The sequence below is a fragment of the uncultured Duncaniella sp. genome (assembly GCF_910577345.1).
In the GTDB taxonomy this organism is placed as follows: Bacteria; Bacteroidota; Bacteroidia; order Bacteroidales; family Muribaculaceae; genus Duncaniella.
The window spans coordinates 50,662-76,804 of sequence record NZ_CAJTMT010000010.1; the positions used below are offsets into that span (position 1 = coordinate 50,662).

Annotated in this window: 12 protein-coding genes; 11 read left to right on the forward strand and 1 reads right to left on the reverse strand. The window is 50.5% G+C overall.

The genetic code is table 11. The annotated features are described in order from the left end of the window. Nucleotides 1-75: 75 nt before the first annotated feature. Nucleotides 76-4,053 (reverse strand): response regulator, encoded by a 3,978-nt coding sequence (locus QZ310_RS06265; protein WP_297071523.1) that lies wholly within the window; start codon nt 4,051-4,053, stop codon nt 76-78. A 247-nt stretch (nt 4,054-4,300) separates the two neighbouring features. Between QZ310_RS06265 and QZ310_RS06270 the strand changes: the two genes are divergently transcribed. From QZ310_RS06270 to QZ310_RS06320, 11 genes are all read left to right on the forward strand, one after another. Further along, a complete protein-coding gene (locus tag QZ310_RS06270) occupies nt 4,301-5,890 on the forward strand; it encodes a glycoside hydrolase 43 family protein (RefSeq protein WP_297071524.1) in 1,590 nt (529 codons plus the stop codon). Nucleotides 5,891-6,349: 459 nt separating this feature from the next. Continuing rightward, complete coding sequence (locus QZ310_RS06275; RefSeq protein ID WP_297071569.1) at nt 6,350-8,032, forward strand: glycoside hydrolase family 43 protein; 1,683 nt, start codon at nt 6,350-6,352, stop codon at nt 8,030-8,032. Nucleotides 8,033-8,124: 92 nt separating this feature from the next. Continuing rightward, the gene (locus tag QZ310_RS06280) at nt 8,125-11,244 is read left to right on the forward strand and encodes a TonB-dependent receptor (protein ID WP_297071526.1); all 3,120 of its coding nucleotides are present in this window, start codon (nt 8,125-8,127) and stop codon (nt 11,242-11,244) included. Between the two features lie 15 nt (nt 11,245-11,259). Further along, entirely contained in the window at nt 11,260-13,131 is a 1,872-nt protein-coding gene (locus QZ310_RS06285; protein WP_297071528.1) for a RagB/SusD family nutrient uptake outer membrane protein, read from the forward strand. Between the two features lie 20 nt (nt 13,132-13,151). Continuing rightward, the gene (locus QZ310_RS06290) at nt 13,152-15,953 is read left to right on the forward strand and encodes a SusC/RagA family TonB-linked outer membrane protein (protein ID WP_297071530.1); all 2,802 of its coding nucleotides are present in this window, start codon (nt 13,152-13,154) and stop codon (nt 15,951-15,953) included. Nucleotides 15,954-15,972: 19 nt separating this feature from the next. Then, on the forward strand, nt 15,973-17,730 hold the full coding sequence (locus QZ310_RS06295; RefSeq protein ID WP_297071532.1) for a RagB/SusD family nutrient uptake outer membrane protein: 1,758 nt from the start codon (nt 15,973-15,975) through the stop codon (nt 17,728-17,730). A gap of 27 nt (nt 17,731-17,757) precedes the next feature. Then, nucleotides 17,758-18,834: a DUF5627 domain-containing protein gene (locus QZ310_RS06300; RefSeq protein WP_297071534.1), complete on the forward strand. Its 1,077-nt coding sequence runs from the start codon at nt 17,758-17,760 to the stop codon at nt 18,832-18,834. A gap of 20 nt (nt 18,835-18,854) precedes the next feature. Beyond that, a complete protein-coding gene (locus tag QZ310_RS06305) occupies nt 18,855-21,047 on the forward strand; it encodes an endo-1,4-beta-xylanase (protein ID WP_297071536.1) in 2,193 nt (730 codons plus the stop codon). Nucleotides 21,048-21,197: 150 nt separating this feature from the next. Beyond that, entirely contained in the window at nt 21,198-22,364 is a 1,167-nt protein-coding gene (locus QZ310_RS06310) for an alpha/beta hydrolase-fold protein (RefSeq protein ID WP_297071538.1), read from the forward strand. A gap of 42 nt (nt 22,365-22,406) precedes the next feature. Continuing rightward, nucleotides 22,407-23,753, forward strand: coding sequence for a glycoside hydrolase family 43 protein (locus QZ310_RS06315; protein WP_366141971.1), 1,347 nt, complete (start codon nt 22,407-22,409; stop codon nt 23,751-23,753). A 12-nt stretch (nt 23,754-23,765) separates the two neighbouring features. After that, a complete protein-coding gene (locus tag QZ310_RS06320) occupies nt 23,766-25,817 on the forward strand; it encodes a cellulase family glycosylhydrolase (protein ID WP_297071542.1) in 2,052 nt (683 codons plus the stop codon). Nucleotides 25,818-26,143 lie beyond the last annotated feature (326 nt).

The window sequence follows — 26,143 nt, forward strand, 5'->3', positions numbered from 1 at the left end:
AGGAGAAATTACAGTGGACAATAGGAAGCATTCTTCCATAATCTGAAGGGCGGTATTGTGAAAATTTATTCTGCCTCAGGATTCGGCATTGTCTACCGGGTTGTTTGTGCGGTAGTCGGAGGGGGAGAAGCCGGTGAAGCGTTTGAAGGCTGTCGAGAAGTGGGGTTGGGAGGTGAAGCCGACGCTGTAGGCAATCTGTGAGATGTCGATGTCATTGCGGCGCAGGAGCTCGCAGGCTTTGCGCAGACGGATGTTGCGGATGAATTCGCTTGGGGTGAGGCCGAAGAGTTCTTTCATCCTGCGGTTGAGGTGGGCACGGCTGAGACCGACTTGCTGACAGAGTTTCTCGACGTTGAGGTCGGGATCGTCGAGGTGGTCGTTGATTTCCTGCACGATTTTGTCGATAAGCGCCTTGTCGTTTCCTTTCAGGATAGGGGTGTCGATGTTGCTGTCCTGCTGCTGGATGCCGGAGAATTTTCCTTTGAGACGCAGACGGTTGTCGATGAGGCTGTCTACAAGGGCGAGGAGTTCGTTGATATTGAACGGTTTCCCAATGTAACCATCGGCACCTTTGTCCCATCCGGCCATTCGGTCGGCCACGTCGTTTTTCGAGCTGAGGAGGATGACGGGAATATGGTTTGTCCCGACATTTGATTTCAATGTCTTCAGCAGGTGCAGACCATCCATTTCCGGCATGACTACATCGCTGATTATAAGGTCGGGTGCCGAATTTGTGACACTGCGCATCGCTTCCTTTCCGTCGGAGGCTTCGGTGACCTGTCCTGTTGTGGAGAGAACATCGCTGAGATAGGCCCGGATTTCGGGATCGTCATCGACGACAAGAATTTTGACGGATGAAGCCTTGCGGGGGCGTTTGGTGTCGGGAATAGATGTGGAGGCAAGTTTTGGCTCAAACTTGATGGCGCGGGAGTGTTCTCCCTGCGGAACTGCTGCTTCGTGGTGGGCATCTGTAGCCGTGGAGCGGGCTTGACGGTAAGGAATACGGACAGTGAACCGGCTGCCTTTCGTGTCAGTGCGGTTGGATGCGGAGATTGTTCCGCCGTGGAGCTCGACGAGCTGGCGGCAGAGGTCCAGCCCGATTCCAAATCCAAGAGGCATTTCGCCCTTGTTGAATTTACCCTGATAGAAGCGGTCGAAAATCCGGTGGATGTTTTTCTCGTCGAGTCCGATGCCTGTATCAGTGACAGTGATTTCAGCGTAATCGCCGATGGTGGTGTCGATTCCGGTTGTGACGTTGACATTTATATCTCCGCCGGCAGGTGTATATTTGATGGCGTTGGAGAGGAGATTGACGAGCACCTTGTCGAAATTGTTGCGGTCAATCCACACATTCAATTGTGTCAAATCAGGCGAGGAGGTAGAGAAACTGAGTTTCTGCCGCTTTTCCTCCGCCTGGGTCTGGAATATTTCAACGAGGTCGCGTGTGAAACTTATCAGCTCCGTTTCCGAACGTTCGATTTCCATTTTACCCTTGTCAATCTTTCGAATGTCGAGGAGTTGATTGATAAGGGCGAGGATGCGGTTGGCATTCCTGTGGATTGCGTTGAGATTTTTGGCTGTCTCGGCATCATGGTCTTTTTTCATGATGCGTTCGAGCGGACCGAGAATCAGTGTGAGCGGTGAGCGTATTTCGTGGGAAACGTTGATGAAGAATTTGATCTTTTCTTCATTGATGCGTTCGGTATTCTTTTTGCGCAGGACAATGACAGCCAACGTTATGAGCACACATATAAGTGCGCAGAAGAAAATTTTGACCGGAAGGGTGAGGTACCACGGCGGAGTGACTGAAATTGTGATGGTCTTGACCTTTGAGAACTCTCCGTTTTCACCGGCGCGTATCTGCAGATGGACTTTCCCCGACTGGAAATGTGGCAGGGTGATGTAGTTGCTTCCCGGCGAAGTCGAAACCCAGTCGTTGACGATTCCCGGGATGCGCCATTGATAAATCAAGTTGTCGGTTGTGCGGAAATCGCGGGTCGACATCCGCAGGGTCAGAGGATTCTCCTTATAGGAGAGATTGATGTGCTCATCTCCGGACAGGATTTGTTTGTTTCCGGCCAGTGTGCGGCTCTCGCGCGTCACTTTTTCGCCGTTGAGATAGTAACCCGAAATGTATGTCTCATAGTCCATCGTCGGAGTTTTCAACGTGCGGGGGTTGAACAATGTCAGGCCGTTGTTGCCACCGAACAGAAGATTGACACCGTCGCCGGCAGTTGCTGCAGACGCATAGTCGATGTCGGCCATATTGTCGTTGGCGCGGAACACGGTGATGTTTCTCCGGCTGTCAATCCGGTTTATCCCGTCGTGGGTTCCGACCCATGCGTTGCCATCTTTGTCAAAGACTATTGACGAGAGCAGGATGTCGGAAAGTCCTTCGTTCGTAGTGAGTCGGGAGTGGGTGAAGTTGTCAGGGTCAATGATGAAAAGACCGTAGCTTGTCGCATCCCAGATTTTGCCGTCAGGTCCTTCGGCAATGGCGTTGTGGACACCCTTGTTGAGCTGCGGATATTTTGCACTGATGGATGTGAGTTGCTTTGAGTCTACATCATAGACGGCAAGCGCACCGAACATACCGATCCATATTCTCCCGCGCGAATCACACAGGAGCGAAGATGTCCAACGCAGACTTGAAATGTCGTTATTTTCCTTAAGCTGCTCGGTTGCAAGTGTCGAAGGATTGACTTTCATGACGCCTCGGCCGTGTATTCCGAGATAAATGTCGCCGTTTTTGTCCTCTATGACCGGACGGGCTATATAACGTCCGGGGACGTTAAGGATCTGACGCGTTGATAGGGTGACAGGATCCACTTCGTAGAGTCCGTGGTTGTCCACTCCGATATAGATGCGTTTATGACGAGGAGAATATAGGATTGAACTTATGGCTCCGCCAAAATTCTTTGAGTGTAGCAGTCGGCTGTATCTGTCGATGTTGGCCAACCGTCCGTCGTCAATGCCGACCCAGATAGTCTCGTCACCGGGGACGGTGCATACGACTGTAGTTCCGCCGGAATAGTTCGGGAGAATGTTTTCGAGGCTCATGAAATTGAATGGGAGTCCATCAGCGGGAGCCATCAGTATTCCCTGATGCGAACATCCCAACCATAGATTTTTGCGGGGGTCTTCGTAAAGGGTGGATATGCGGGCTCTGTCAATGTTGACGAGCGGATTCCGACATTCGCTGTAACGGGTGAGTTTACGGTCCCCCTTTTTGAGCTCGTAAAGTCCTCCTCCAACAGTCCCGACAAGAATGTCGCCATCGTGTGTGACTGTCGCACTGTGCAGCACCGGATTTCCTTCTATGGCAACTTCCTCGAAAACGTCTGTGGTGGTATTCCAGATCCATGCCTTGTCATTGGTCGTGACAAAAATGTTTTTGTTGCCGTCGGGGAGAAGAATCTTGATGTATGAAGAGGCAGGATGATACATTCTGATTTGTCCATTGGCGGCAATTCGTATCACATCACCGTTGTGTGTGCCTCCGAGCAATTCACCGTTGGGACTTTCGGCGAGAGTGTTGATGCCCAGCATTTCCTGTTCAAGCGGCATATTTCTTACGGCCACAGGTTCCCCGGATGAGAAATCAAGGACATAGAGCCAGACACCGGCTACCATAAAGAATATGTCGCCATTGGATTGTTGCATGATGTCCGAGATGTAACCTTTCAGTGTCGTGTTTGGAAGAGATATGCGTGTGAAAGAATCCGAGTCGGGATTGTAGAGGTTGAGGCCTTCGCATGTGGCCACCCATATACGGTCGGTCTCATCACGGATAATCTTGATGATGCGGTTGTCGCTTAGTGATGTTTCCGACCTGTCGTCATGAAGATATTTGTCAAAGCTCGTTCCGTCGAAACGGAGCAGACCCGATTGTGTGCCGATCCAAAGTGAGCCGTCGCTGTCAAGGCAGAAACTGCTGTAGTTGGACGATACGAGACTCCGGTCGTTGAAGAGGCGGGTGTTGTGCATCGCCGTCACATCTCCGACTGAAAGAACAAGCAATAAAAACGCAAATAATACTTTGATTGTACTCATAGTTTAGATTATCTGAACATTGCAAAATTAAGAAATTTTTTTGTTTGAAAATGAACTGCCGGAACCCAAAAGAAGGGGATGTTACAAATATTAATGCGAATGATGCAAATAGAAATGTCTGCAAATCGTTGATTTACCTCGATGAGTGATAGGATAACGCGGATTAGAGTCTTTCGCGCTAATTTTGCAATGTGAGAACCGCAGGCTTTTATGCCTTTCCTCGTTTAACCTTAAAATAGTAAAGTTTATGATTAAAAAACTTGCCATACTTCTCATGCTTGTCGCATCAGTATCGTCCGTCGGGCGATGCGTGACAAATGAGTCGTTTACCAATCCCGTGATATGGGCCGATGTCCCTGACCCCGACGTCATCCGTGTTGGTGATGACTACTATATGGTATCGACGACCATGCATCTGATGCCCGGATGTCCGGTGATGCGCTCGAAGGATCTTGTCAATTGGGAGACTATCGGCTATGTCTTTGACCGCCTCACCGACACTCCACGCTATGACCTTGAAGGAGGAACTGTCTACGGAAAGGGACAGTGGGCGACATCGCTGCGCTACCATAATGGCAGATTCTATGTACTGTTCTCGCCCAACGACCAACCGTATAAATCCTATATATACACAACCGCCAACCCGGCGGGGAAATGGGAGCTTGTTTGCCGCACCGACCATTTCCATGATGCATCGCTGCTGTTTGACGATGATGGCAGAGTCTATGTATATTATAATGGTGGCGAAATTCGCCTTCGGGAGCTGATGCCGGACCTTTCCGGTGTGAAGCCGGACGGGGTTGATACAGTTGTCATCCGTCCCGACTCCACGGAGACCGGTCTTCATGAAGGAAGCCGCGTCATCAAACACAATGGAAAGTATTATGCCTTTGTCATCTCATGGCCTTCAGGTCAGGCAAGGAGACAGCTTTGCTACAGGGCCGATAGCATTACCGGGCCTTACGAGAAAAAAGTTGTTCTCCAATCGGAATTCGGAGGATTTCCCTACGTCGGACAGGGATGTCTGGTCGACGGTGCTGACGGAGACTGGTGGGGCATGATTTTTCAGGATCGCGGAGGAGTAGGGCGTATACTGACGCTCAACCCATGTCGTTGGACCGACGAATGGCCCATGCTCGGTGATTCAGACGGCAAGGTTCCGGCTTCGGTTTGCAAGAAGCTCGTTCCGGTGACCGGCGATGGAATTGCCGCTTCCGATGAATTTTCCGACGGAAAGAAATCAATACTTTGGGAATGGAACCACAATCCGGTCGACGATGCTTGGTCGCTCACCGAGCGGAAAGGGCATCTGCGCCTGACCACGCCGCGTCTTTCCCGGAGCATTTTCGATGCTCCGAACACGATTACCCAACGAATGGAAGGGCCGCAGTGCGAAGCTGAGATAAAGATGGATATATCCGGGATGAAACCGGGAGATGTTGCAGGCTTCGCTGCATTCAACGGTGATTCAGGACTCCTTTCAGTTGTTAAGGATTCGGATGGGACATGGCTTTCGGTCTCAACTTCTTCTGTAAGTCTTGGAGATGGACATGCAATTACCGATGTCAGCGACAGTGAAATCAGGCGTCTTCCTCTTCGGTCTGATTGCGTCTATCTCAGGATAGAGGCTGATTTCAGACCCGGACGCGACATAGCCCGCTTCCATTTCAGCACCGACGGAAAAAATTGGCAATCTGTAGGGACGGATTTCAAGATGATATTTGACTACCGCCGGTTCTTCATGGGAACCCGTTTCGCCATCTATAATTACGCCACTCTGACACCGGGCGGATATGTCGACATTGATTATTTCAGATACAAACGTCTCCCCGGATAATATCATCAGACATCACACTTATCTATTAAGTATAGTGAATAATCTTTTTTGATTAAGGTAAGCTTCTATTAAGAGTAATAAAGATTGTTTAAAGATTTGTTTTATCTTGTATAGATTAATTTGACGTAGTTTTCTTTCATGTTTGCATTTTGGTAATACTACCTTTAAAGAACACACTACGCTGAAATGGCCGGAACGTGAGTTTCGGCCATTTTCAGTATGGCTATTTTCAATTCACTGGTATTTAGAGGCTTATTTTTGATCATGATATAAAAATGAACGGAAAAGATACAAATTCGAACGATGGATGCTACGGATATGAAAGGAATGGAGCCATCCGGCAGCCGTCTCTCTGAGGTTAACAACATAAATTTGCAATGTTTAACCAACCATCACAATCATCGAAAAAATTTCGGATTCATGAAAACAAAACTAACCTTGATGACCCTCTCGGCCGCCATGGTCGGCATACTCGGAAGCTGCGGTTCGGCAACGGACGCGAAGGCGATCGAGCCGCAGAAGTCGGTGGCCATCTTTGATTCCTTCACCTACGAAGGCAACGATGACTACTACAATGCCAATCCGCTGGCTGACGAAAGTTCATTCTACAATCCCATCCTTCCCGGATGGTATTCCGACCCTTCAATCTGTACCAATGGTGACGGCGATTATTTCCTCGCCACATCGACATTTACCTATTTTCCCGGCGTGCCTCTCTTCCATAGCCGTGACCTTGTCAACTGGAAGCAGGTCGGTCATGTGCTTTCGCGTCCCTCACAGTTGCAGAATATGGAGAAGCAGCATGTCAGCGGAGGTATTTTCGCTCCTGCGATAGCCTACAATCCGGCCAACAAGACATATTACATGATTACCACCAATGTTGGTTCCGGTAATTTCTTCGTGAAGACTCAAGACCCCTTCGGAGAATGGAGCGATCCCATCATGCTTCCGGAAGTGAAGGGCATTGACCCGGCATTCTTCTTCGATGAGGATGGCAAGGGTTATATTGTCAACAATGACGATGCCCCCGACAATAATCCCGAATACCCCGGCCATAGAACCGTCAGGGTCGTGGAATTCGACACCGCTACCGATAAGTGTGTCGGCGAACGTAAAATCGTTGTCAACAAGGGTTGCCGTCCCGAAGAGAAACCTATCTGGTGTGAAGGTCCACATATCTATAAGATAAAGGGGCAGTACTATCTGATGACAGCTGAGGGCGGAACAAGCACCTGGCACAGCGAGGTCATCTACCGTGGTCCCTCGCCATTCGGTCCCTATACTCCTTGGGAGGGAAATCCTATCCTTACTCAGCGCACTCTCGACCGCAACCGTGTTAATCCCATCACCTGCGCCGGCCATGCTGACCTTGTGCAGACCAAGGAGGGTGACTGGTGGAGCGTATTCCTTGCCTGTCGTCCTGTCAAGGATGACATGGAGAATCTCGGCCGCGAAACATTCATGATGCCCGTGAAATGGACTGAAGACGGTTGGCCTTACATGACACGCGAGGGTGAGACTGTCCCCATGCAGCTCCGTCGCGAAGGCGTGAAACGTAGCTCGGATGTCACTTTCGGAAACTTTGCACGTGTTGACAATTTTACTGACTCAGTTTTAGGCATGGATTGGATGACACTCCGCGGAACTGCCGGAAATTTCTATTCACTCACCGACAATCCCGGCTTTCTCACTGTCAAGTGTGCGGATGTGACATCTTCTGAAAAAGCTGTGATTCCTTACATCGGACGTCGCATACATCATCATAACTATACTGCCACCACCGGTGTGACTTTTGATCCCGAACATGACAAGCAGTGTGCCGGTCTTCTGCTCATGAAGGATGAGACCCATCAGTATCTCCTCGCCAAAACCCGCAATGAAAACGGCCACTGTGTGGTCCTGCGCAAGATAAGCGAGAATGGTGTTGAAGATCTTGCATCGAAGGCCATAAATGATGATTCCCACAATCTTAAACTTAAAGTTGACTCCAAGGGCCTTGATTTGAGTTTCCATTATTCAGCCGACGGCGGACGGACATGGACGGAAGTGGCATCGGGCGTTGATGCCGGATTCACATCGACCGCAAAGGCCGGAGGTTTCACCGGAACGACAGTCGGAGTCTATGCTTCCAATAATATTTAGTTTATGACATTTAACCGACTTTATCCCTATATCTCTCCTCCTTTTGTCGCTCACGATAACCAACCCAATTATATTACTTTAAATTAATAACAATGGAAAATGTAAAGAAACTATTTCGATGCATTTCACTCCTGTTGCTCTATCTGAGTTTCGGCACGGTAGGGGCATACGCCGATACGGTCAGGGGTACGGTGGTTGACGACACCGGTGAACCACTGATAGGAGTGACAGTGCTCCTGCAAGGAACATCCCAGGGTGTGGCTACTGACTTTGACGGTCAGTACAGCATCAATGTTCCAAGTCTGAAAACCGCAGTGCTCGATTTCTCGTATGTCGGCATGGTCTCGCAGTCCGTCAAGGTCAACGGACGCAGCGTGGTTGATGTAACGCTCGTTTCCGACACGGAGATGCTTGAGGAAGTGGTCGTCGTCGGTTACGGTCAGCAGAAAAAGGCCTCCATCGTCGGTGCCATCACCCAGACCTCAGGTGAGACTCTTGAACGTGCCGGTGGTGTGAGCAGTGTCGGAGCGGCTCTTACCGGTAATCTTCCCGGTGTTGTGACCACATCGTCAACCGGTATGCCCGGCGACGAGGATCCGCAGATTGTCATCCGAAGCGCAAGTTCATGGAACAGTTCCAATCCTCTGGTGCTTGTCGACGGTATCGAACGTCCCATGAGTTCGGTCGACATCAGTTCGGTCAAGACTATTTCCGTTCTCAAAGACGCATCCGCGACAGCCGTCTATGGTGTGAAAGGTGCCAACGGTGTCATCCTCATCACCACCAAGCGCGGTGAAGAGGGACGTGCGAAAATCTCTATCGGCATGAATGCCACTGCCAAGGTCGTTTCAAAACTTCCCGAGACTCTCGGCTCGGCCGATGCCATGCTTATCCGCAATCAGGCCATCGAGCGTGAACTCGGTGTCGACCCCTCTTCGTGGGCAAGCATCTATCCCGATGCGCTCATCGAGAAGTATCGCAATCCCGGCGACGAGTGGGAGCGCTATGTAGATGTCGACTGGCAGAAGGAACTTTTCAAGGACTATGCGATGTCCTATAACCCCAACATCAATGTAGCCGGCGGTACGAAGAATGTGAAATATTTCGCTGCTATCGACTTCCTCCATGAAGGTGACCTTTTCCGTACATGGGACAACGGTCGCGGCTACAAATCAGGCTATGGCTACAACCGTGTGAACGTCCGTTCGAACCTCGATTTCCAGATTACTCCCACCACCGTCTTCAAGGTGAACCTCTTCGGCATGAACGGAGAGAAAAAACGTCCGTGGAAGATGAATGACAGCGAATGGGGCACAACCCAGCTCTGGCAGGCTGCCTACAGCGCACCGCACGACACCTTCCTTCCCCGCTACTCTGACGGGACATGGGGATATTATCCTCTTGACACCCAAGGCTCGCCCAACTCCGTCACCAACCTTGCGCTTGCAGGAGCCGAAAAGGTGACCACTACCAGAATCAATACGGACTTTGCTATCGAGCAGGATCTCAGTTTCATAACCAAGGGCCTCCGTGCCTCGGCACTCGTGTCGTGGGACAATGTTTTTGTCGAGGGTGAACGCGGTATCAATGACCTCTACAACTCCTATCAGCAAAAGTGGATCAATCCGATTACAGGTGAGGTGACAACTTCTCAGGTAGGCGACACCAAGACCGGTTTTGATTTCAACGAAGGAATCAAATGGAACACAAGTGGCGGTAGTGTCGACAACAATCAGACCGTCCGCAATCTCTTCTATCAGGCTCAGCTCTACTGGGCACGCAAGTTTAACGAGCATGACGTTTCGCTCATGGGTGTGTTCAACCGCACGGAGAACACCTACGGTTCGCAGTTCACCAACTATCGTGAGGACTGGGCATTCCGCGGAACCTACAACTTTGCCGACAAGTATTTTGTCGAGTACAACGGTGCCTACAACGGTTCGGAGCGTTTCAGCAGCAAACACCGTTTTGCCTTCTTCAATTCAGGTGCGGTGGGCTGGATGATTTCACAAGAAAACTTCATGAAATTCTCGCGTGGCTGGCTTGATATGCTCAAAGTCCGTTACTCCTACGGTGAGGTCGGTGACGACTATGTTCCCTCCCGCTGGCTCTATGCAACCCAGATGGGCTACGGTGGCCAAGGCTATCAGGGCATCAACCGCCAGACAGAATCACCTTATATATGGTATTACGAGCAGGCAGTCGGCAATCCGGATGTGCATTGGGAAAAAGCCATCAAGCAGAACCTCGGTATTGACTACTCTTTCTTCAACCATTTCGCCGCAGGTAGCCTTGAATTCTTCCGCGACAAGCGCAGCGACATCCTCATCACAGGTGACAAACGAGCTGTTCCCAGCTACTATGGAACCACAGCTCCTACCGCCAATCTCGGTCGTGTCCGCACCTCCGGTTTCGAACTCGAACTCCGTCTCAACTACACTTTCGGACGTGATTTCCACCTTTGGGGCAATTTCAACATGACTCATGCGACAAACAAAATTCTGTCGTATGACGACCCTGAGCTGACACCCGCCTATCAGAAAAACACCGGTTTCGCCATCGGTCAGGACCATGCCACCTACACAGCAGGTTTTGCCAACAACTGGGATGAGGTCATCGGTATGACGCAGCACAACACCAACGACAATCATAAACTTCCCGGTCAGTACATATCCGTCGACTATAACGGTGACGGTGTTATTGACTCAAACGACAGCGCACCCTACGGCTACACCGGTACGCCCGAGAATACCTACAGCGCCACTATCGGATTCGAGTGGAGAGGTTTCAGCGCTTTCGTGCAGTTCTACGGTGTTACCAACGTGACACGCTATGTCGGTTTCAAGTCTCTCAACAACCACCTCAACAACGTGTTTGACGAAGGCTCATACTGGTCCGGTTCAAATCAGAATGCCGACAGTCCGCTTCCCCGATGGAACACGACACCTTCCTACTATGAGGGAACCCGCTATCACTACGACGGCTCATATATCCGTCTGAAAAATGCCGAGATTGCCTATACATGGACCAACGGTTGGGTCAAGAAACTTGGCATGAGCATGTTCAAACTCTATCTCAACGGCAACAACCTCTGGATGTGGTCAAGGATGCCCGACGACCGCGAATCGAATTTCGCCGGAACAGGTCTCGCATCGCAGGGTGCCTATCCTACTGTCCGCCGTTTCAACCTTGGCTTTAAGTTTGATATCTAAAACACGCCTTAAACAATGAAAAAACAGTTTGCATATATAAAAGCCGGTCTGCTGAGTCTTGGTGTCATCTTTGCCGCCACCTCATGCTCCGACTACCTTGACAAGTCAGAGGAGTCCGACATCTCCGCGACCGAGCCGTTCAAGGATTTCACCAATTTCCAGGGATTCGTCGAGCCTCTCTACAATAATATCCCTCTTTTCGACAAGGGCTATTGGACAAACTCCTTCAACTGGGGTGACGATGAGGTGACGAGCGCCAACATCAACTATCACATGGTCTATAAAATTGACCAGGGTGATTTCTGGGGATGGCAGAGCGAATTCGACGGCTGGGGAACAGGTTGGCTCGACCGCAAGGATTTCCAGCCCAGAGAAAGGGACCGTTTCAAGAAAGGTCTGTGGCCTTGCGCATGGTGGGGTATCCGTCAGTGCAACATGGGTCTTGAGAATCTTGAGCTCCTCACCGATGCGACGACTGAGCAGAGGAAGGCCATCGAAGGTCAGCTCCTCTTCTTCCGCGGTTGGTTCCACTTCATGCTCATGCAATATTTCGGCGGCCTGCCTTATATTGATGAGGTGATGAATGCCAACGGACAGCTCACCCGTCCGCGTCTTTCCTACCATGAATGTGCCGACAAGGCTGCCGCCGACCTCCGCCGTGCCGCCGATCTTCTTCCAATCGACTGGGACAAGACTTCAATCAGCATCATCACCAACGGTAATAACCAGCGCCGTATCAACAAGGTCATGGCTCTTGCGTATCTCGGCAAGAATTACCTCTGGGCTGCTTCACCGCTGATGAACCGTGAATCCACCGGTGCCACCACCTATAATAAAGAATATGCCCAGAAGGCTGCCGATGCTCTTGGCGAACTTCTCAATCTCGTGGAAACGGGTCAGACACAGTATGAACTTGTCGATTATGCCAATATCGCGGATGTGTTCTATTCCTACGGTCAGAACGGACGTATGCCCGGGTCGACAGAAGTCATCTTCCGTGGTCCGGAATGGGATCCCTGGCAGAACACCCGCTATGGTCTTGCCCTCCAGTATGTCCCGACTCCTTACCATCCCGACGGCGGTGGCAACAATCTCAGCCCCTGCGCCAATTATGTCAGCAACTACGGTATGGCCAACGGTCTTCCTCTCGATGACCCGCAGTCAGGATGGGACAAGACACATCCTTGGAAGGGCCGTGACCCCCGTTTCTACAATGACATTGTGTTTGACGGCTGTCTCATAACCGACAATTACCAGTGTGAGCTTCCCAACATCGAACTTTTCACCGGCGGAGCCTCACGCGATGTCAATACCGCCTCGCGCACCGGCTATGCACTGAAAAAGTTCCTCCACAAGACCTGTAACCGCTATGATGACGGCTGGGGCTATTCACCGCAGTTCACAATCGGTCTCAGCTATCTGCGTCTCGCCGATGTCTATCTGATGTATGCGGAAGCAGCTTCGCAGGCGACCGGAACACCGACAGGCAAGTCGTCGGCCTGTTCCCTCTCCGCACTCGATGCCATCAACAAAATCCGCACCCGTGCAGGAGTTGAAGAGGTCAATGCCAAATTCACAGGGAATCTCGACGGCTTCATGAGCGAGGTGCGCCGCGAACGCGCGGTTGAACTCTCCTTTGAGGGCCATCGCTTCAACGACCTCCGGCGCTGGATGCTCATTGACAAACCCGAGTATGCCAACAAGACTTCAGTCGAGTTCACCCGCAGCGGAGAGTTTGACAAGGCTCATCCCGAGAACAATGCCGTCAGCGGCTTCCACGAAGAAGTGATTGTTGCCCGCAGCTACTCGGAGAAGCATTATTGGCTCCCCCTCAAAAAGTCGGACTGCAACATGTCGGCTGACTTCAAGCAGAATCCAGGCTGGTAATCATCCTTAATTAGAATCTCATGAAACAGATACAAAAAATTATAGCTTTGAGTGCCTTGGCGTTGATTGGTGGAAGCACTGCCAACGCTGATGAGCTTCTCGATTCGACAAAAGTCCATGTGGCCTTCCGCACGGTCGACAAGATGGATCTTCTTGGCGGCGTTTCGGAAGTGGATATGGAGAAACTCATCGAAAAGGACTATTCGACATATAGCCTTAACGACATGCAGTCGTTTGTCGGCGGCTACAACGGTCAGCTCTGGAATCAGGGCGAAGTGCTTGTGCTGGTCGACGGTGTGCCCCGCGATGCCAACAATATTCTTCCGAGTGAAATCGCACAGATAACATTCATGAAGGGCGCGCAGGCAGTGGTGCTCTACGGTAGCCGTGGTGCGCACGGTGTGATTCTCATCACCACAAAGCGCGGCAACGACAAGGGCCTGCAGGTGAGTGTGCGCGGGAATGCCCAGCTCTTTGTCCCCAAGAGTTATCCCAAATATCTCGGTTCGGCTGAGTATGCCACTCTCTACAATGAGGCACTTGCCAATGACGGTCTCTCTCCCGCCTTCTCGCAGGAGGACATCTACAACTATTCTGCCGGAACCAATCCTTTCCGCTACCCGGATGTCAACTTCTTCTCAAATGACTATCTGAAGAAGAACTACATGCGCTATGACGGCACAGCCGAGTTCCGTGGCGGAGGTAAGTTTGCAAAGTTCTACGCCAACGTGGGTCTTTATCATGTCGATGACCTCATCAAGTTCGGTGAAGGCAAGAAGAACGGCACGACCCGTCTGAATGTCCGTGGCAATATCGACCTCCGTCTCAACGACTGGATCAGCGGTTGGGTCAACACAAGTGCATCGTTCTACGATGTCCGCAGTGACAATTCCAATTTCTGGGCCTCGTCAGCGACACTTCGTCCGACAAACCCCGGCGCGGCTCCTCTCGTTCCGCTGATTCCCATCTCGGCCATAGACCCCTCCGACAAGACCGCGTGGACATATATCAACAACAGTTCGCATATCGTCGACGGTAAATATCTCCTCGGTGGAACCCAGCAGTATTCGACCAACCCGTTTGCAGCGATGTATGCCGCCGGCCACAACACCTACACAAGCCGTCAGTTCCAGTTTGACCTTGGACTTGACATTGACCTCGCAAAGTTGTTGCCCGGCCTCTCGTTCCGTGCGCAGTATGCCGTTGACTATTCGACAAGCTACGTCACCTCAATCAACAATGACTATGCGACCTATCAGGCAACATGGGACAATGCGCTCGGCCACGACATGATTGCTTCACTCACGAAGTTCAATCTCGACAAGTCGACAGCCACACAGAATGTGTCAGGCAGCACCGACCGCCAGACAATCACGTTCAACGCCCTCTTCAACTACAAGAGGACTTTCGGCGACGCGCACAATCTTCAGGCAATGCTCCTTGCCAACGGCTATCAGGTCACAACCTCAGGTGAATATCACCGTGTCAGCAATGCCAACCTCGGTGTGGATGTAACGTATGACTACATGAACAAGTATTATGCTCAGTTCAGCGGTGCGGCAGTCCACTCCTCCAAGCTCGCACCCGGTCACCGTCAGGCTTTCTCGCCGACAGCATCGCTCGGATGGCGCATCAGTCAGGAAGAATGGCTGAAGGATGTCAACTGGCTTGACAACCTCAAGCTCACCGCATCCTACGGTCTGCTCAACCAGGACATTGACATTGAAAGCTACTACATGTATGCCGACATCTTTACCTCGACAGGTACATGGTGGGGATGGAGTGAGACCAACAACTCAATGCAGACCACCGACTCCAAGCGTGGCGGTAACCCCAATCTCGGTTTTGTCAAGCGTAAGGAGTTCAATGCCGGTCTCAATGCCACACTCTTCAACGGTGTGCTCAATCTCAATGCCAATTTCTTCAACATTGACCTGAATGACCAGTTGACAATAGCATCAAGCACATATCCCAACTATTTCATGAGCTATTGGCCCGTTTCCGACCTCCGTCCCTACATCAACTACAACAATCAGCGTCGCACCGGCTTTGATTTCGGCGTGAACGTTGCAAAGGATTTCGGAAAGGTGTATCTTGCTCTCGGTGTCAACGGTATGTATGCCACTTCGAAGAACACCCGCATCAACGAGACCGTCGAATATGACTGGCTGCGTTCAACCGGTGCATCGGCCGATGCACTCCGTGGCTATGAATGTCTCGGTTACTTCGCTGATGAGGCGGATGTGGCTTCCTCCGCGAAAATCAACAACAATACCCGTCCCGGCGATCTGAAATACAAGGATCAGAACGGTGACGGTGTAATTGACGGCAAGGACCAGGTGGTTCTCGGCAAGTGGAGAGCACCCTTCGTGATGGGCGTGAACCTCACTGCGAAATGGAACAACTTCACCCTCTTCGTGGCCGGTTCGGGCAACTACGGAGGCCACAATCTCAAGCAGGATATGCCATACTATTCTGTCTATGGTGATAAGAAGTATTCCGAAGTTGTCCGCGGACGCTGGACACCCGAAACCGCCGCTACCGCAACCTTCCCCCGCCTGACAACCCAGGGTGGAGAACTCAACTTCGTCGCATCGGACTACTGGCTATATTCCACCGATGCTTTCTATCTCAACAAAGTGCAGCTTACCTACGACTTTGCCTCATCTCTTTTCCGCGACAAGTTCGTGAAGGGACTTCAGGTATATGTCAGCGGTGACAATCTCGCCACAATCTCCAAGGAGCGCAAGCTGCTTGAAATGAACGTTGGCTCAACTCCCCAGACCCGCTGCTATACTTTGGGTGTGAAAGTCGATTTCTAAACCGGAAACAACTGAAATAATGAAAAAATACTTATTCATCATACCATTGGCCGCAATGCTCGCTTCATGTGACGATCTTTTTGAACCGGCCATTGAAAACAATCTGGGTATTGACCACATGTATAACAATGCCCAGTATGCCGAAGGTATCCTCGCCAACGGCTACACCCGAATTCCCATTGCGTCATACTCGTTCAACGAAGTCGCTACGGACGATGCCGTGTCGAATGACACCGGAAACAGCTACCGCAAAGCTGCCGCCGGTTCATGGACTGCTGACAACAATCCGTTTGACCGCTGGACTCAATGCAAATCGGCTATCCAGTATATCAATATGTTCCTCGAAAGATGTGACCGCGTGCATTGGGCTGACGATGAGCTGGTATCACAGATGTTCTGTGACCGCGAGAAGGCTGAGGCCTACGCACTCCGTGCGATGTACAACTATTTCCTGCTTGAATCACATGCCGGATATACTTCCGATGGCCGTCTGCTCGGTGTGCCTATTCTGGAAACTGCCGAGGATCAGTCCTCGAACTTCAATATCCCGCGCAACACTTTTGAGGAGTGTGTGGAGGCTATTCGCCGCGATGCTGCGATGGCGCTCGATGTGCTTCCCTGGGAGTATGGCAATGCCGAGGAGATGACCCGCCTTCAGAACCGTTATTCAGGAGCTTCAATGACTCAGGTGACCCGAGTGTTCGGCGACAATTTCTGCGGACGTATTTCAGGCCGTGTTGTTGAGGCATTCCTTGCAAAGCTTAATCTTCTCGGTGCAAGTCCCCGCTTTGCCGAGGGTTCGGGTATCACATGGGCCGATGCAGCTGACGCAGGTGCGAAAGTGCTTGACCATATAGGTGGTGTCGAAGGTATGGACCCGACAGGCTGGACATGGTATTGCAATGTCACTGACATCAACAATATCACCTCCACTTCTCTTCCGGCCGAAGTCCTCTGGATGAGCGAACGCTCGAAGTCAAATTCACTTGAGACTGACAACTATCCCCCTTCCATCTATGGCAAAGGAAAAGTGAACCCGACACAGAATTTCGTCGATGCCTTCCCGATGGCCAACGGTTATCCCATTTCCGTAGAGGCCGGAGGATATGATGCCGCCAACCCATACACTGACCGCGATCCGCGTCTTACTGCTTACGTCGTCTACAACGGCATGAAGATGGGTCTCTCCAACGCTACCATCACCACTGCTGCCGACGGTACCAACAATGATGCCCTCAACAAGCTCAACGGTTCGTCGACCCGTACCGGCTACTATCTGCGCAAGCTCCTCCGTACAGACATCAGTCTTGACCCCAACGGAACAACCGAGGAGTATCACTACACTCCGCGTATCCGCTACACTGAAATGTTCCTTCTCTATGCCGAGGCCGCCAATGAAGCGTGGGGTCCGACCGGAACAGGTTCGCACTCCTATTCAGCCTACGATGTAGTCAAGGCACTCCGTGCCCGTGCAGGTGTAGGTGTTGAAAACGGCGATGCCTACCTTGAATCAATCAAGGGTGACAAGGACAAGATGCGTGAGCTCATCCGCAACGAGCGCCGTATAGAACTCTCATTCGAAGGTCACCGTTTCTGGGATCTCCGTCGTTGGAAAGCTGAGGTCAACACGACCGCAACAGGTATGCGTATCGAAGGCAATATTTTCAATATCTTCGATGTGGAGACCCGCAACTATAAGGACTATATGTCCTACGGCCCGATTCCATATTCGGAAGTGTTGAAATTCAGTGAACTCCAGCAGAATACCGGTTGGTAACGTTGTAAAAAACTCAAATTTGAAATCATGAAAAAGATAATATTCCCCCTCCTTGCAACAGCTTTGGCGTTCTCATCCTGCAAAAATGACAGCAAGGACTTCCCCGACTATGTGTATCAGACCATCTCGTTTGCCCAGCAGACACCTGTCCGCACCATCACTCTCGGCGAGGATGGTGACTATGACACCTCTCTTGACAACGAGCATATTTTCCAGCTCTGCCCCGTGCTCGGCGGTGTGAACACAAACAAGAAGCAGCGTTGGGCCCAACTTGAGGTAGACCCCTCGCTTGTGGATGGTCTGCAGTTCTCCGACGGTTCGGAAATGAAGGTGCTTCCGCAGTCCTATTACAGTTTCCTCAACGACACCAAGGTCACGATTGAGAAAGGGAAGGTGCTCGGCTATCTGAAAGTGAAACTTGAAGATGCCTTCTTCGCAGACCCTGAAGCTGTCAATATGCACTATGTCCTCCCGGTGCGCATCACTTCCGCCTCTGACTCAATCCTTGAAGGCAAGGCTAAAGTCGAGGGTTCAGCGCCGAGCCTTGTCGATAACAGCCAGTGGTCTACACTTCCCAAGAACTATACCCTCTATGCCGTCAAGTATATGAACAGATGGGATGGGATATGGCTCAGCAAGTCGAAGACCACCGGAACCAACAACGGTCATGCATTCTCATCCGAAACAAATCCCTCGAATTGGGAAAGCGCGGATGTCAAGGAGCTCAGTTCGAAATCACTCACCGAATCGCGTTACAAATTCACTCATGCCGTGACTTACGTCGGCCCTGACGGTGGAGACGGAGAGAGAAATATCAGTTGCGAACTTATCCTTAAGATTGACGACAACGGCAACGTGACAGTTTCAACAGAGACTCCCGGCTGCACGGCTTCGGGTACAGGTAAGTACACTTATCACGGCGCACCTAAGGCATGGGGCAACAAAGACCGTGACAAGATTGAGCTTGAATATTCCTACTCGATTCCCTACATCGTTAATGAGATGACAGGTGCCACCGCAGAATATAAGGTCAACGTGACCGAGACACTCGTGGCCCGCGACCGTCAGAATCATCTCACTACTTTCAGCTACACTATCCGATAACCTGTAAATTTGGTACTTAAATGAAAACAAACCATAAATTATGGCTCGCATTTCTTGCCGGTGCATCCCTCACGGGATGTGCCGACCAGGAGATTGACAACTATTATGTCGAGAAGCCTGCGAGCATCGCTCAATACGAGTATCTCAACGCTTACGGCAACCTGAAGGACTATCTCCGTCAGCGTACCGGCATAAATCCCGATTTCAAACTCGGAGTTGGCGTGGCAGCTCCGGACTATAACAAGTTCGGTCAGGTTTACCGTATCACCAATGCGAACTTCGACCAGATTACAGCCGGAAACGCCATGAAATATGCTTCGGTCGTCAAGGACAACGGGGAGATGGATTTCAGTACTGTCACAGCCTTTGTCGAAGCAGCCGAAAAGGCGGGAATCGAGGTCTACGGACATACTCTCTGCTGGCATGAACAACAGAATGTCAAATGGCTCAACGGCCTTATCGCCGACAAGGAGATGGAAGTTGATCCGGATGCGAAGAATGAAGTCGAGGATGCCGTCAAGGATTTCAAGAATGATGCGAAATTTCCTTTCTATGTGATGGGCTATGAACCTGAGATTATCAATGGAATCCTGACTGTTCCGGAATATCCCGGAAGCTGGTATCAGTTCTTCATCATGGACGGACTTTCAACCGTTCCGGAACGGAGTTATACCGTAACGGCCCGCATCAAGGGTAGCAAAGCAGGTGAACTGAACGTGCAGCTCGGTAACTGGGGAGCGTTGATGGAAAAGAAAATGCAGTTCACTGATGAATGGAGTGAATGTGCGGTGACAATTGACGGTATCACCACTGAAAGCAGCTTCGTTGTGTTCCAGCCCGGAACATACGATGGCAAACTTGAAATCGAATGGGTGAAACTGTCGCACTCCGAGGCTCCGTCGGTCAATTATTATGAATCGCTCGTTGCCAACGGCGATGCCGAAGGTGAGGAGGGAACATCATTCTATTCAGTTGAAGGCGCTGGACTTCAGGCTGCCCGTATTGTCGACAATCCTTTCGGTGACGGACATGTCTATGAAGTGGCTTTGCCTGCTAATCCCGCAACTGCATGGGATGCACAGTTCTTCATCAAATCAAACATCGTTCTCATGCCTGACGATAAGGTGAAGGTCACTTTCCGCTACCGTTGTACTGATGACCGCAGCATTGACACGCAGGCTCACGGCGAACCGACAGCCTACCATCACTGGTCGTTCATCGGCACACTGAGCGCAACCACCGAGTGGAAGGAACATGTCTGGACAGGCAGCATCACGTCTGATCATGCCGGTGCTGACGGATGTGGCTCCATCGCGTTCAACCTTTCGTCGGCTGACACCTCAGGAAAATTCTATATCGATGACATCACATTTGAAATCGAACGCAGCGGTAACACCATTCCTTTGACTCCCGAGGAAAAAGCTGAAATCCTCACCAATGAAATGGAACGTTGGGTCAAAGGTATGATGGAAGCCACCGCAGGCAAGGTCAAGGCTTGGGATGTTGTCAATGAGGCAATTTCCGGAGGCCCCTGGGGACAGCGCTATGATCTGCAGCACGCTGCGACCGCATCCGGCGACCAGTCCAACAAGTTCTATTGGCAGGATTATCTCGGTGACAACTTCGTGCGTGTTCCCGTCAAGTTTGCCCGTCAGTATTTTGCAGAGAACGGAGGAAATCCCGAAGAACTCAAACTCTTCATCAATGACTATAACCTCGAATCCGACTGGGATGACAACCAGAAACTGAAGAGCCTCATCTCATGGATCGAGCAGTGGGAATCGGACGGTGTGACGAAGATTGACGGCATAGGGTCGCAGATGCACATCACTTGCTACATGAACCCCGAGACACAGGCATCGAAAGAGGCCCACGTTGTCAAGATGCTCGAACTCATGGCTGCGTCCGGAAAACTTGTCCGCATCACCGAACTCGACATGGGACTCTGTGATGAAAACGGTAATACAGTCAAAACGGAAGATCAGACCTTCGAACAGAAGCAGGCCATGGCCGCATACTATAAGTTTGTAATCGAGAAGTATTTTGAAATCATACCTCCCGCTCAGCAGTATGGTATCTGCCAATGGGCACAGACCGACAGCCCAGAAGGTTCCGGCTGGCGTCCCGGTGAACCCATCGGACTCTGGGACAGCAACTACAGCCGCAAACCGGCCTACGGAGGTTTTGCCGAAGGTCTTGCCGGTGGCAAATAGTGTAGAAACTGATTCGTATTAATTCATTATTTTGGTAGAAGGAGGCCGTTGTGATAATGGCCTGTCCACCGCCGGGATGGCCCGTGCACTTCCCATCCCGGCGGTGATTTTTATAACATTACCTCTCATCAATATATTCAAAATATCGGTATGAAAAATTTAATATTGTCCGCAGTTCTGGCACTGTCGTTCCCTTTACAATCTTTTGGCCTTTCGCTCGCGGAGGGAACTCCTGCGGTGACCAACATTCCACAGGCAAACTATCCCTGCGTCGATTCAGATTCGCGAGCCACCTTCCGGCTGTTTGCTCCCGAAGCCAAGGATGTCAAGGTGGACATCTGCGGCACAAGATATGATATGACGCGTGACGGCAATGGCTTGTGGAGTGTCACGACTAATCCGCTTGTCAAAGGATTTCACTACTATTTCCTGATTATCGACGGAGTGTCGGTGATTGATCCGGCTTCCGAGACATTCTATGGTTGCGGACGTAAAGCAGGAGGAATTGAAATCCCGGAGGATGATGCAACAGCGGCATATTATTCTTTTGACAAAAACATAGCCCACGGTCAGGTCAGAGAGTGCAGATACTACTCCGGACTGGAGAATTCCGAACGCCGGTGTTTTGTCTATACTCCTGCCGATTATGACAAGGATTCCTCCAGGCATTATCCTGTACTTTATCTCCAGCATGGTATGGGAGAGGATGAGCGCGGATGGCATCAGCAGGGAAAGATGGCCAATATTCTCGACAATCAGATTGCCGCAGGTAAGTGCGTGCCTATGATTGTCGTGATGGATAACGGAAATTGTGACTACATATTCGGTGCACGGGAAGGGGAGACCCGCGATGAATTCGGCGCGTCGTTCACGCCTATAATGCTGAACGAACTGATACCATTCATAGAAAAGAATTTCCGGACATACACCGACCGCGACAACCGTGCGATGGCCGGGCTTTCATGGGGTGGTCATGAAACCTTCCAGACAACACTCTACAATCTTGACAAATTCGCCCATATCGGGGCTTTCAGTGGTGCGTTGTTCTTTCTGTCTGACGGCCTTGAGAATGCCTACAGAGGTGTCTTCAACGATGCGGCTGCGTTCAATTCGCGTGTCCGGACTCTGTTTCTCGGAATGGGTACGGAGGAGAATTTCGGAAGCGACAGCATAAGCAAAGCCCTTGCGGAAGCAGGCATAAACCATACATATTATTCATCAGAAGGTACTCATCACGAGTGGCTGACATGGCGTCGCTGTCTCAATGAATTCCTTCCTTTGATTTTCAAACAGAACGAATATCTGACACAAAAATAAGACTGACCTATGAAAACCGTAGCTAAAATATTATTTGCCGGAATGATGATTTACGGACCGGCAACAATGGCTTTGGCCGAGAATCCCATCATACAGACATGTTTCACCACGGACCCGGCTCCGATGGTGCATGGCGACAGGCTTTATATCTATACCGGGCATGACGAAAACAATGCCGATTTTTTCTGGATGCAGGAATGGCGTGTCTACTCGACCACGGATATGGTAAACTGGACCGACCACGGTTCGCCGCTCGCGATTGAGGATTTTTCGTGGGGCGATGACCGCGCGTGGGCACCGCAGTGCGTCGAACGCGACGGTAAATTCTATTTCTATGTTCCGTTGCATTCCAAACTGTCGGGGACTATGGCCATCGGTGTCGCTGTCGGTGACAGCCCTACCGGCCCATTCAAAGATGCCCTCGGCCATCCGCTCGTTGATGGAAGCTGGGACTACATTGACCCGACGGTGTTTGTCGATGATGACGGACAGGCCTATCTCTACTGGGGTAATCCTGAGATATACTATGTGAAACTCAATCCGGATATGGTGAGCTTTGACGGTGAAGTCCAGAAAATCATCCAAACGGAGGATGGCTTCGGCGCTCCCGGTCCGAAAGAGCGTGTGGAGGGGAAGAAATATCGCGACAACTACACGGAAGGACCTTGGTTTTTCAAACGTGACGGCAAATATTATCTTGTCTATGCCGCCGGTGGAGTTCCCGAGCATATCGCTTATTCCATGAGCGACAGTCCGACAGGCCCGTGGAAGTACATGGGCGAGATAATGCCTTTGTCGGATACAAATTCATTCACTAACCATAGCGGTATCATTGACTATAAGGGAAAATCATATTTCTTCTACCACACCGGCAAACTGCCCGGTGGAGGTGGCTTTGCGCGCAGTGTTGCGGTGGAACCGTTTGAGTACAATCCCGACGGTACCATTCCGGTTATCCATCCTACAGATGAAGGTGCTCCTTCTGTCGGAACTCTAGATCCGATGCGACGTGTGGAAGCGGAAACAATGTCCTGGTCAAAGGGTGTCAGTACTGAGATGAACTCGAATACCGGAGTATATGTCAGCGATATTCACAATGGAGATTATATAAAGGTGTCGGGTGCGAATTTCGGCAGCGGTGCTCCTGCCAAATTCGGCGCTTCAGTGGCGAGTGCTCTCAGAGGCGGGAGCATAGAAGTGCGCCTCGATGCAGTTGACGGCGACCTCGTGGCAACTCTTGAAGTCCCGGGAACCGGAGGTTGGGAGGAATGGCGCTACATCGAAGTGCCTGCATTGATGGAAATTCCCGGCGTCCATGACCTTTATTTTGTATTTAAAGGACGGAAAGGACCGAAACTGTTCAATTTTGATTATTGGAATTTCAAATAAGATGCAATTATCATGAAAACATTACGTTTGTTTCTTTCCGCAGTATTGGCGACAGTTGCAATGTCCGCTTGGGCGTGGCCGGGGATGGATATGCCTGTCCTTCATGTCGATGGTCGCTATCTTAAGGATACTGACGGCAACATCGTGAATCTTCACGGTTTTGCACAGACCTATAGTCCTTGGTTCAATGAGCAAGGCACAAAGTGGTCAAATTATGATGTCGATGCCTGTCTGAAATATAATAAGCAGAAGATTGACGAGATTCTTGTCGCCGGATGGAAGATGAGTTTCCTCAGGCTTCATGCCGATCCGTATTGGTCAAACACTCCCGGAGTGGCAACCACCGGCGAGAATGACATTTCAGCCTTTGATTTCAACCGTTTCACTACATATCTTCACAAAGTCTTTATCCCGATGGCTGAATATGCGGTTTCGAAAGGACTTTATGTGGTGATGCGTCCGCCGGGAGTGTGTCCCGAAAATATCGAGATTGGGGATGCCTATCACCGTTATCTGAAAAAGGTGTGGGGATATGTTTCGACACAGGCTAAGTTGAAGAATAATCCTCACATCATGTTCGAACTTGCAAATGAACCTATCCACATAAAAGGCTCCGACGGGCAGTTTGGTGCCAACACTGATGGCTGCTTCAAGAATCTGACCATATATTTTCAGGAAATCGTTGATCTCATGCGCTCGAACGGCTGTGAAAACATCCTTTGGATTCCGGGAACAGGCTATCAGTCGCAATACGCCGGATTTGCAAAATATCCTGTAAAAGGCGAAAATATAGGATATGCCGTCCATGTCTATCCCGGATGGTATGGAAGCGATGCCATCGAACCGAGCCATGAGCTTGGTGGTAGCTATGGCGGTGGGTTCTCTTCTTTTTCGGCAGGATGGGACGCACAAATAAAACCTGTTGCGGACTTTGCGCCTGTAATGGTTACCGAAATGGATTGGGCACCGTCGAAATATGAGGCATCTTGGGGAAAGAGTATCACCGGTACCATGCTTGGCGAGGGATTCGGTGCAAACTTCAAGCTCCTTGCCGATAATTCCGGCAATGTGAGCTGGCTCTTGTTTACCGGATGCGAATATCTTGCACAATTCAAGGATACTCCTGCAACAACAGGAAACTATACATTCCTGAATGATCCTCAGGCATGTCCGTGGTCGATTTATCATTGGTTCAAGGAATATGCCGGAGACCCGCTTCCCGAACCTGAATCTGTAGGATTGTCATTCTCTTCGAATCAGGATGGTGATGAGTGTGTCATCATGACAGGCAGTTCGCTTGGGGCTGCGGTGATTGCCAACTATAAGGAGGACTATCAGTCAAATGTAAGTTCCGGTCTTGAGATTTCAATTGATAATCCGCAGATTGTGGATTGGTCAGATGGCAAGTTCAATGCCCGCTCAATCGGAACGACTACCGCATCTGTCTCTTATTCCGTGAACGGGACGCGCCATGATGTGGATGTGAAGTTTGAATCAACTCCATTTCCACTTATTAACGGATATTTCAATCCATCAATCTGGGAAACCGGTTCATTCAATCAATCGACACATGAAATCACCACAGGCAAATACGGATTTGCCGGATGGAAATATCCTTCAGGATTGGATCTGTCGGCCTATCGCTATCTGATTGCCGAGATGGATGGCCCGAACAATTCGGCTGTTTCTTTTCGAATCTTTGATACTGACAATTATTGGTCTGATCCGGGTGCGCTTGACTTTGGCAACGGGCAAAAGGTTGTGTTTGATCTTTCGGATGTTGTCAGTGGTAACGGGAGGAAAATGGATATGTCACATGTATTTATCCTCGGGTTCTGGTCGTGGGGCAATGCTCCATTTAGAATAAAGAGCGTTTATGTGAGCGATAATCCGGATGGCGAATCCGGCCTTGACCTTGTCGTTTCTCCGGATAAGGAGGATAGGGTAGATGTCTACAATCTTCAGGGTGTCAAAGTAAGATCGGATGTCCCTGCCGCGGAGGCTTGCATCGGATTGCAGCCGGGAATATATGTCGCAGGTGGCCGTAAGCTTGTTGTGAAATAAGAGGGTGTTTAAAAATAAATGTTAACCCGTGGGTCCCGTATTTCGGAGGAGCTTTTCTGCTGCGTTGAGGGAGTGTACTTAATGTACACGACTGAAACAAAGCGGAAAAGATGCCCGAAAGACGGAAAGCCGAAGGTAACTTTTACAGCTTAATACATCCTCATGACAAAAGGAATAAACTTTAATGAAATACAATGAAACTATAATACCGTTGCCTCGGTTTCTCTTTGGCGCTTATCCCGTAACTGTTCTTTCTCCGCAAGCTGCGAAAGCGCCAAGGCGATGACGGTCGAGTGCCAAAGGGCACACTCCCTCATTGTTACGGG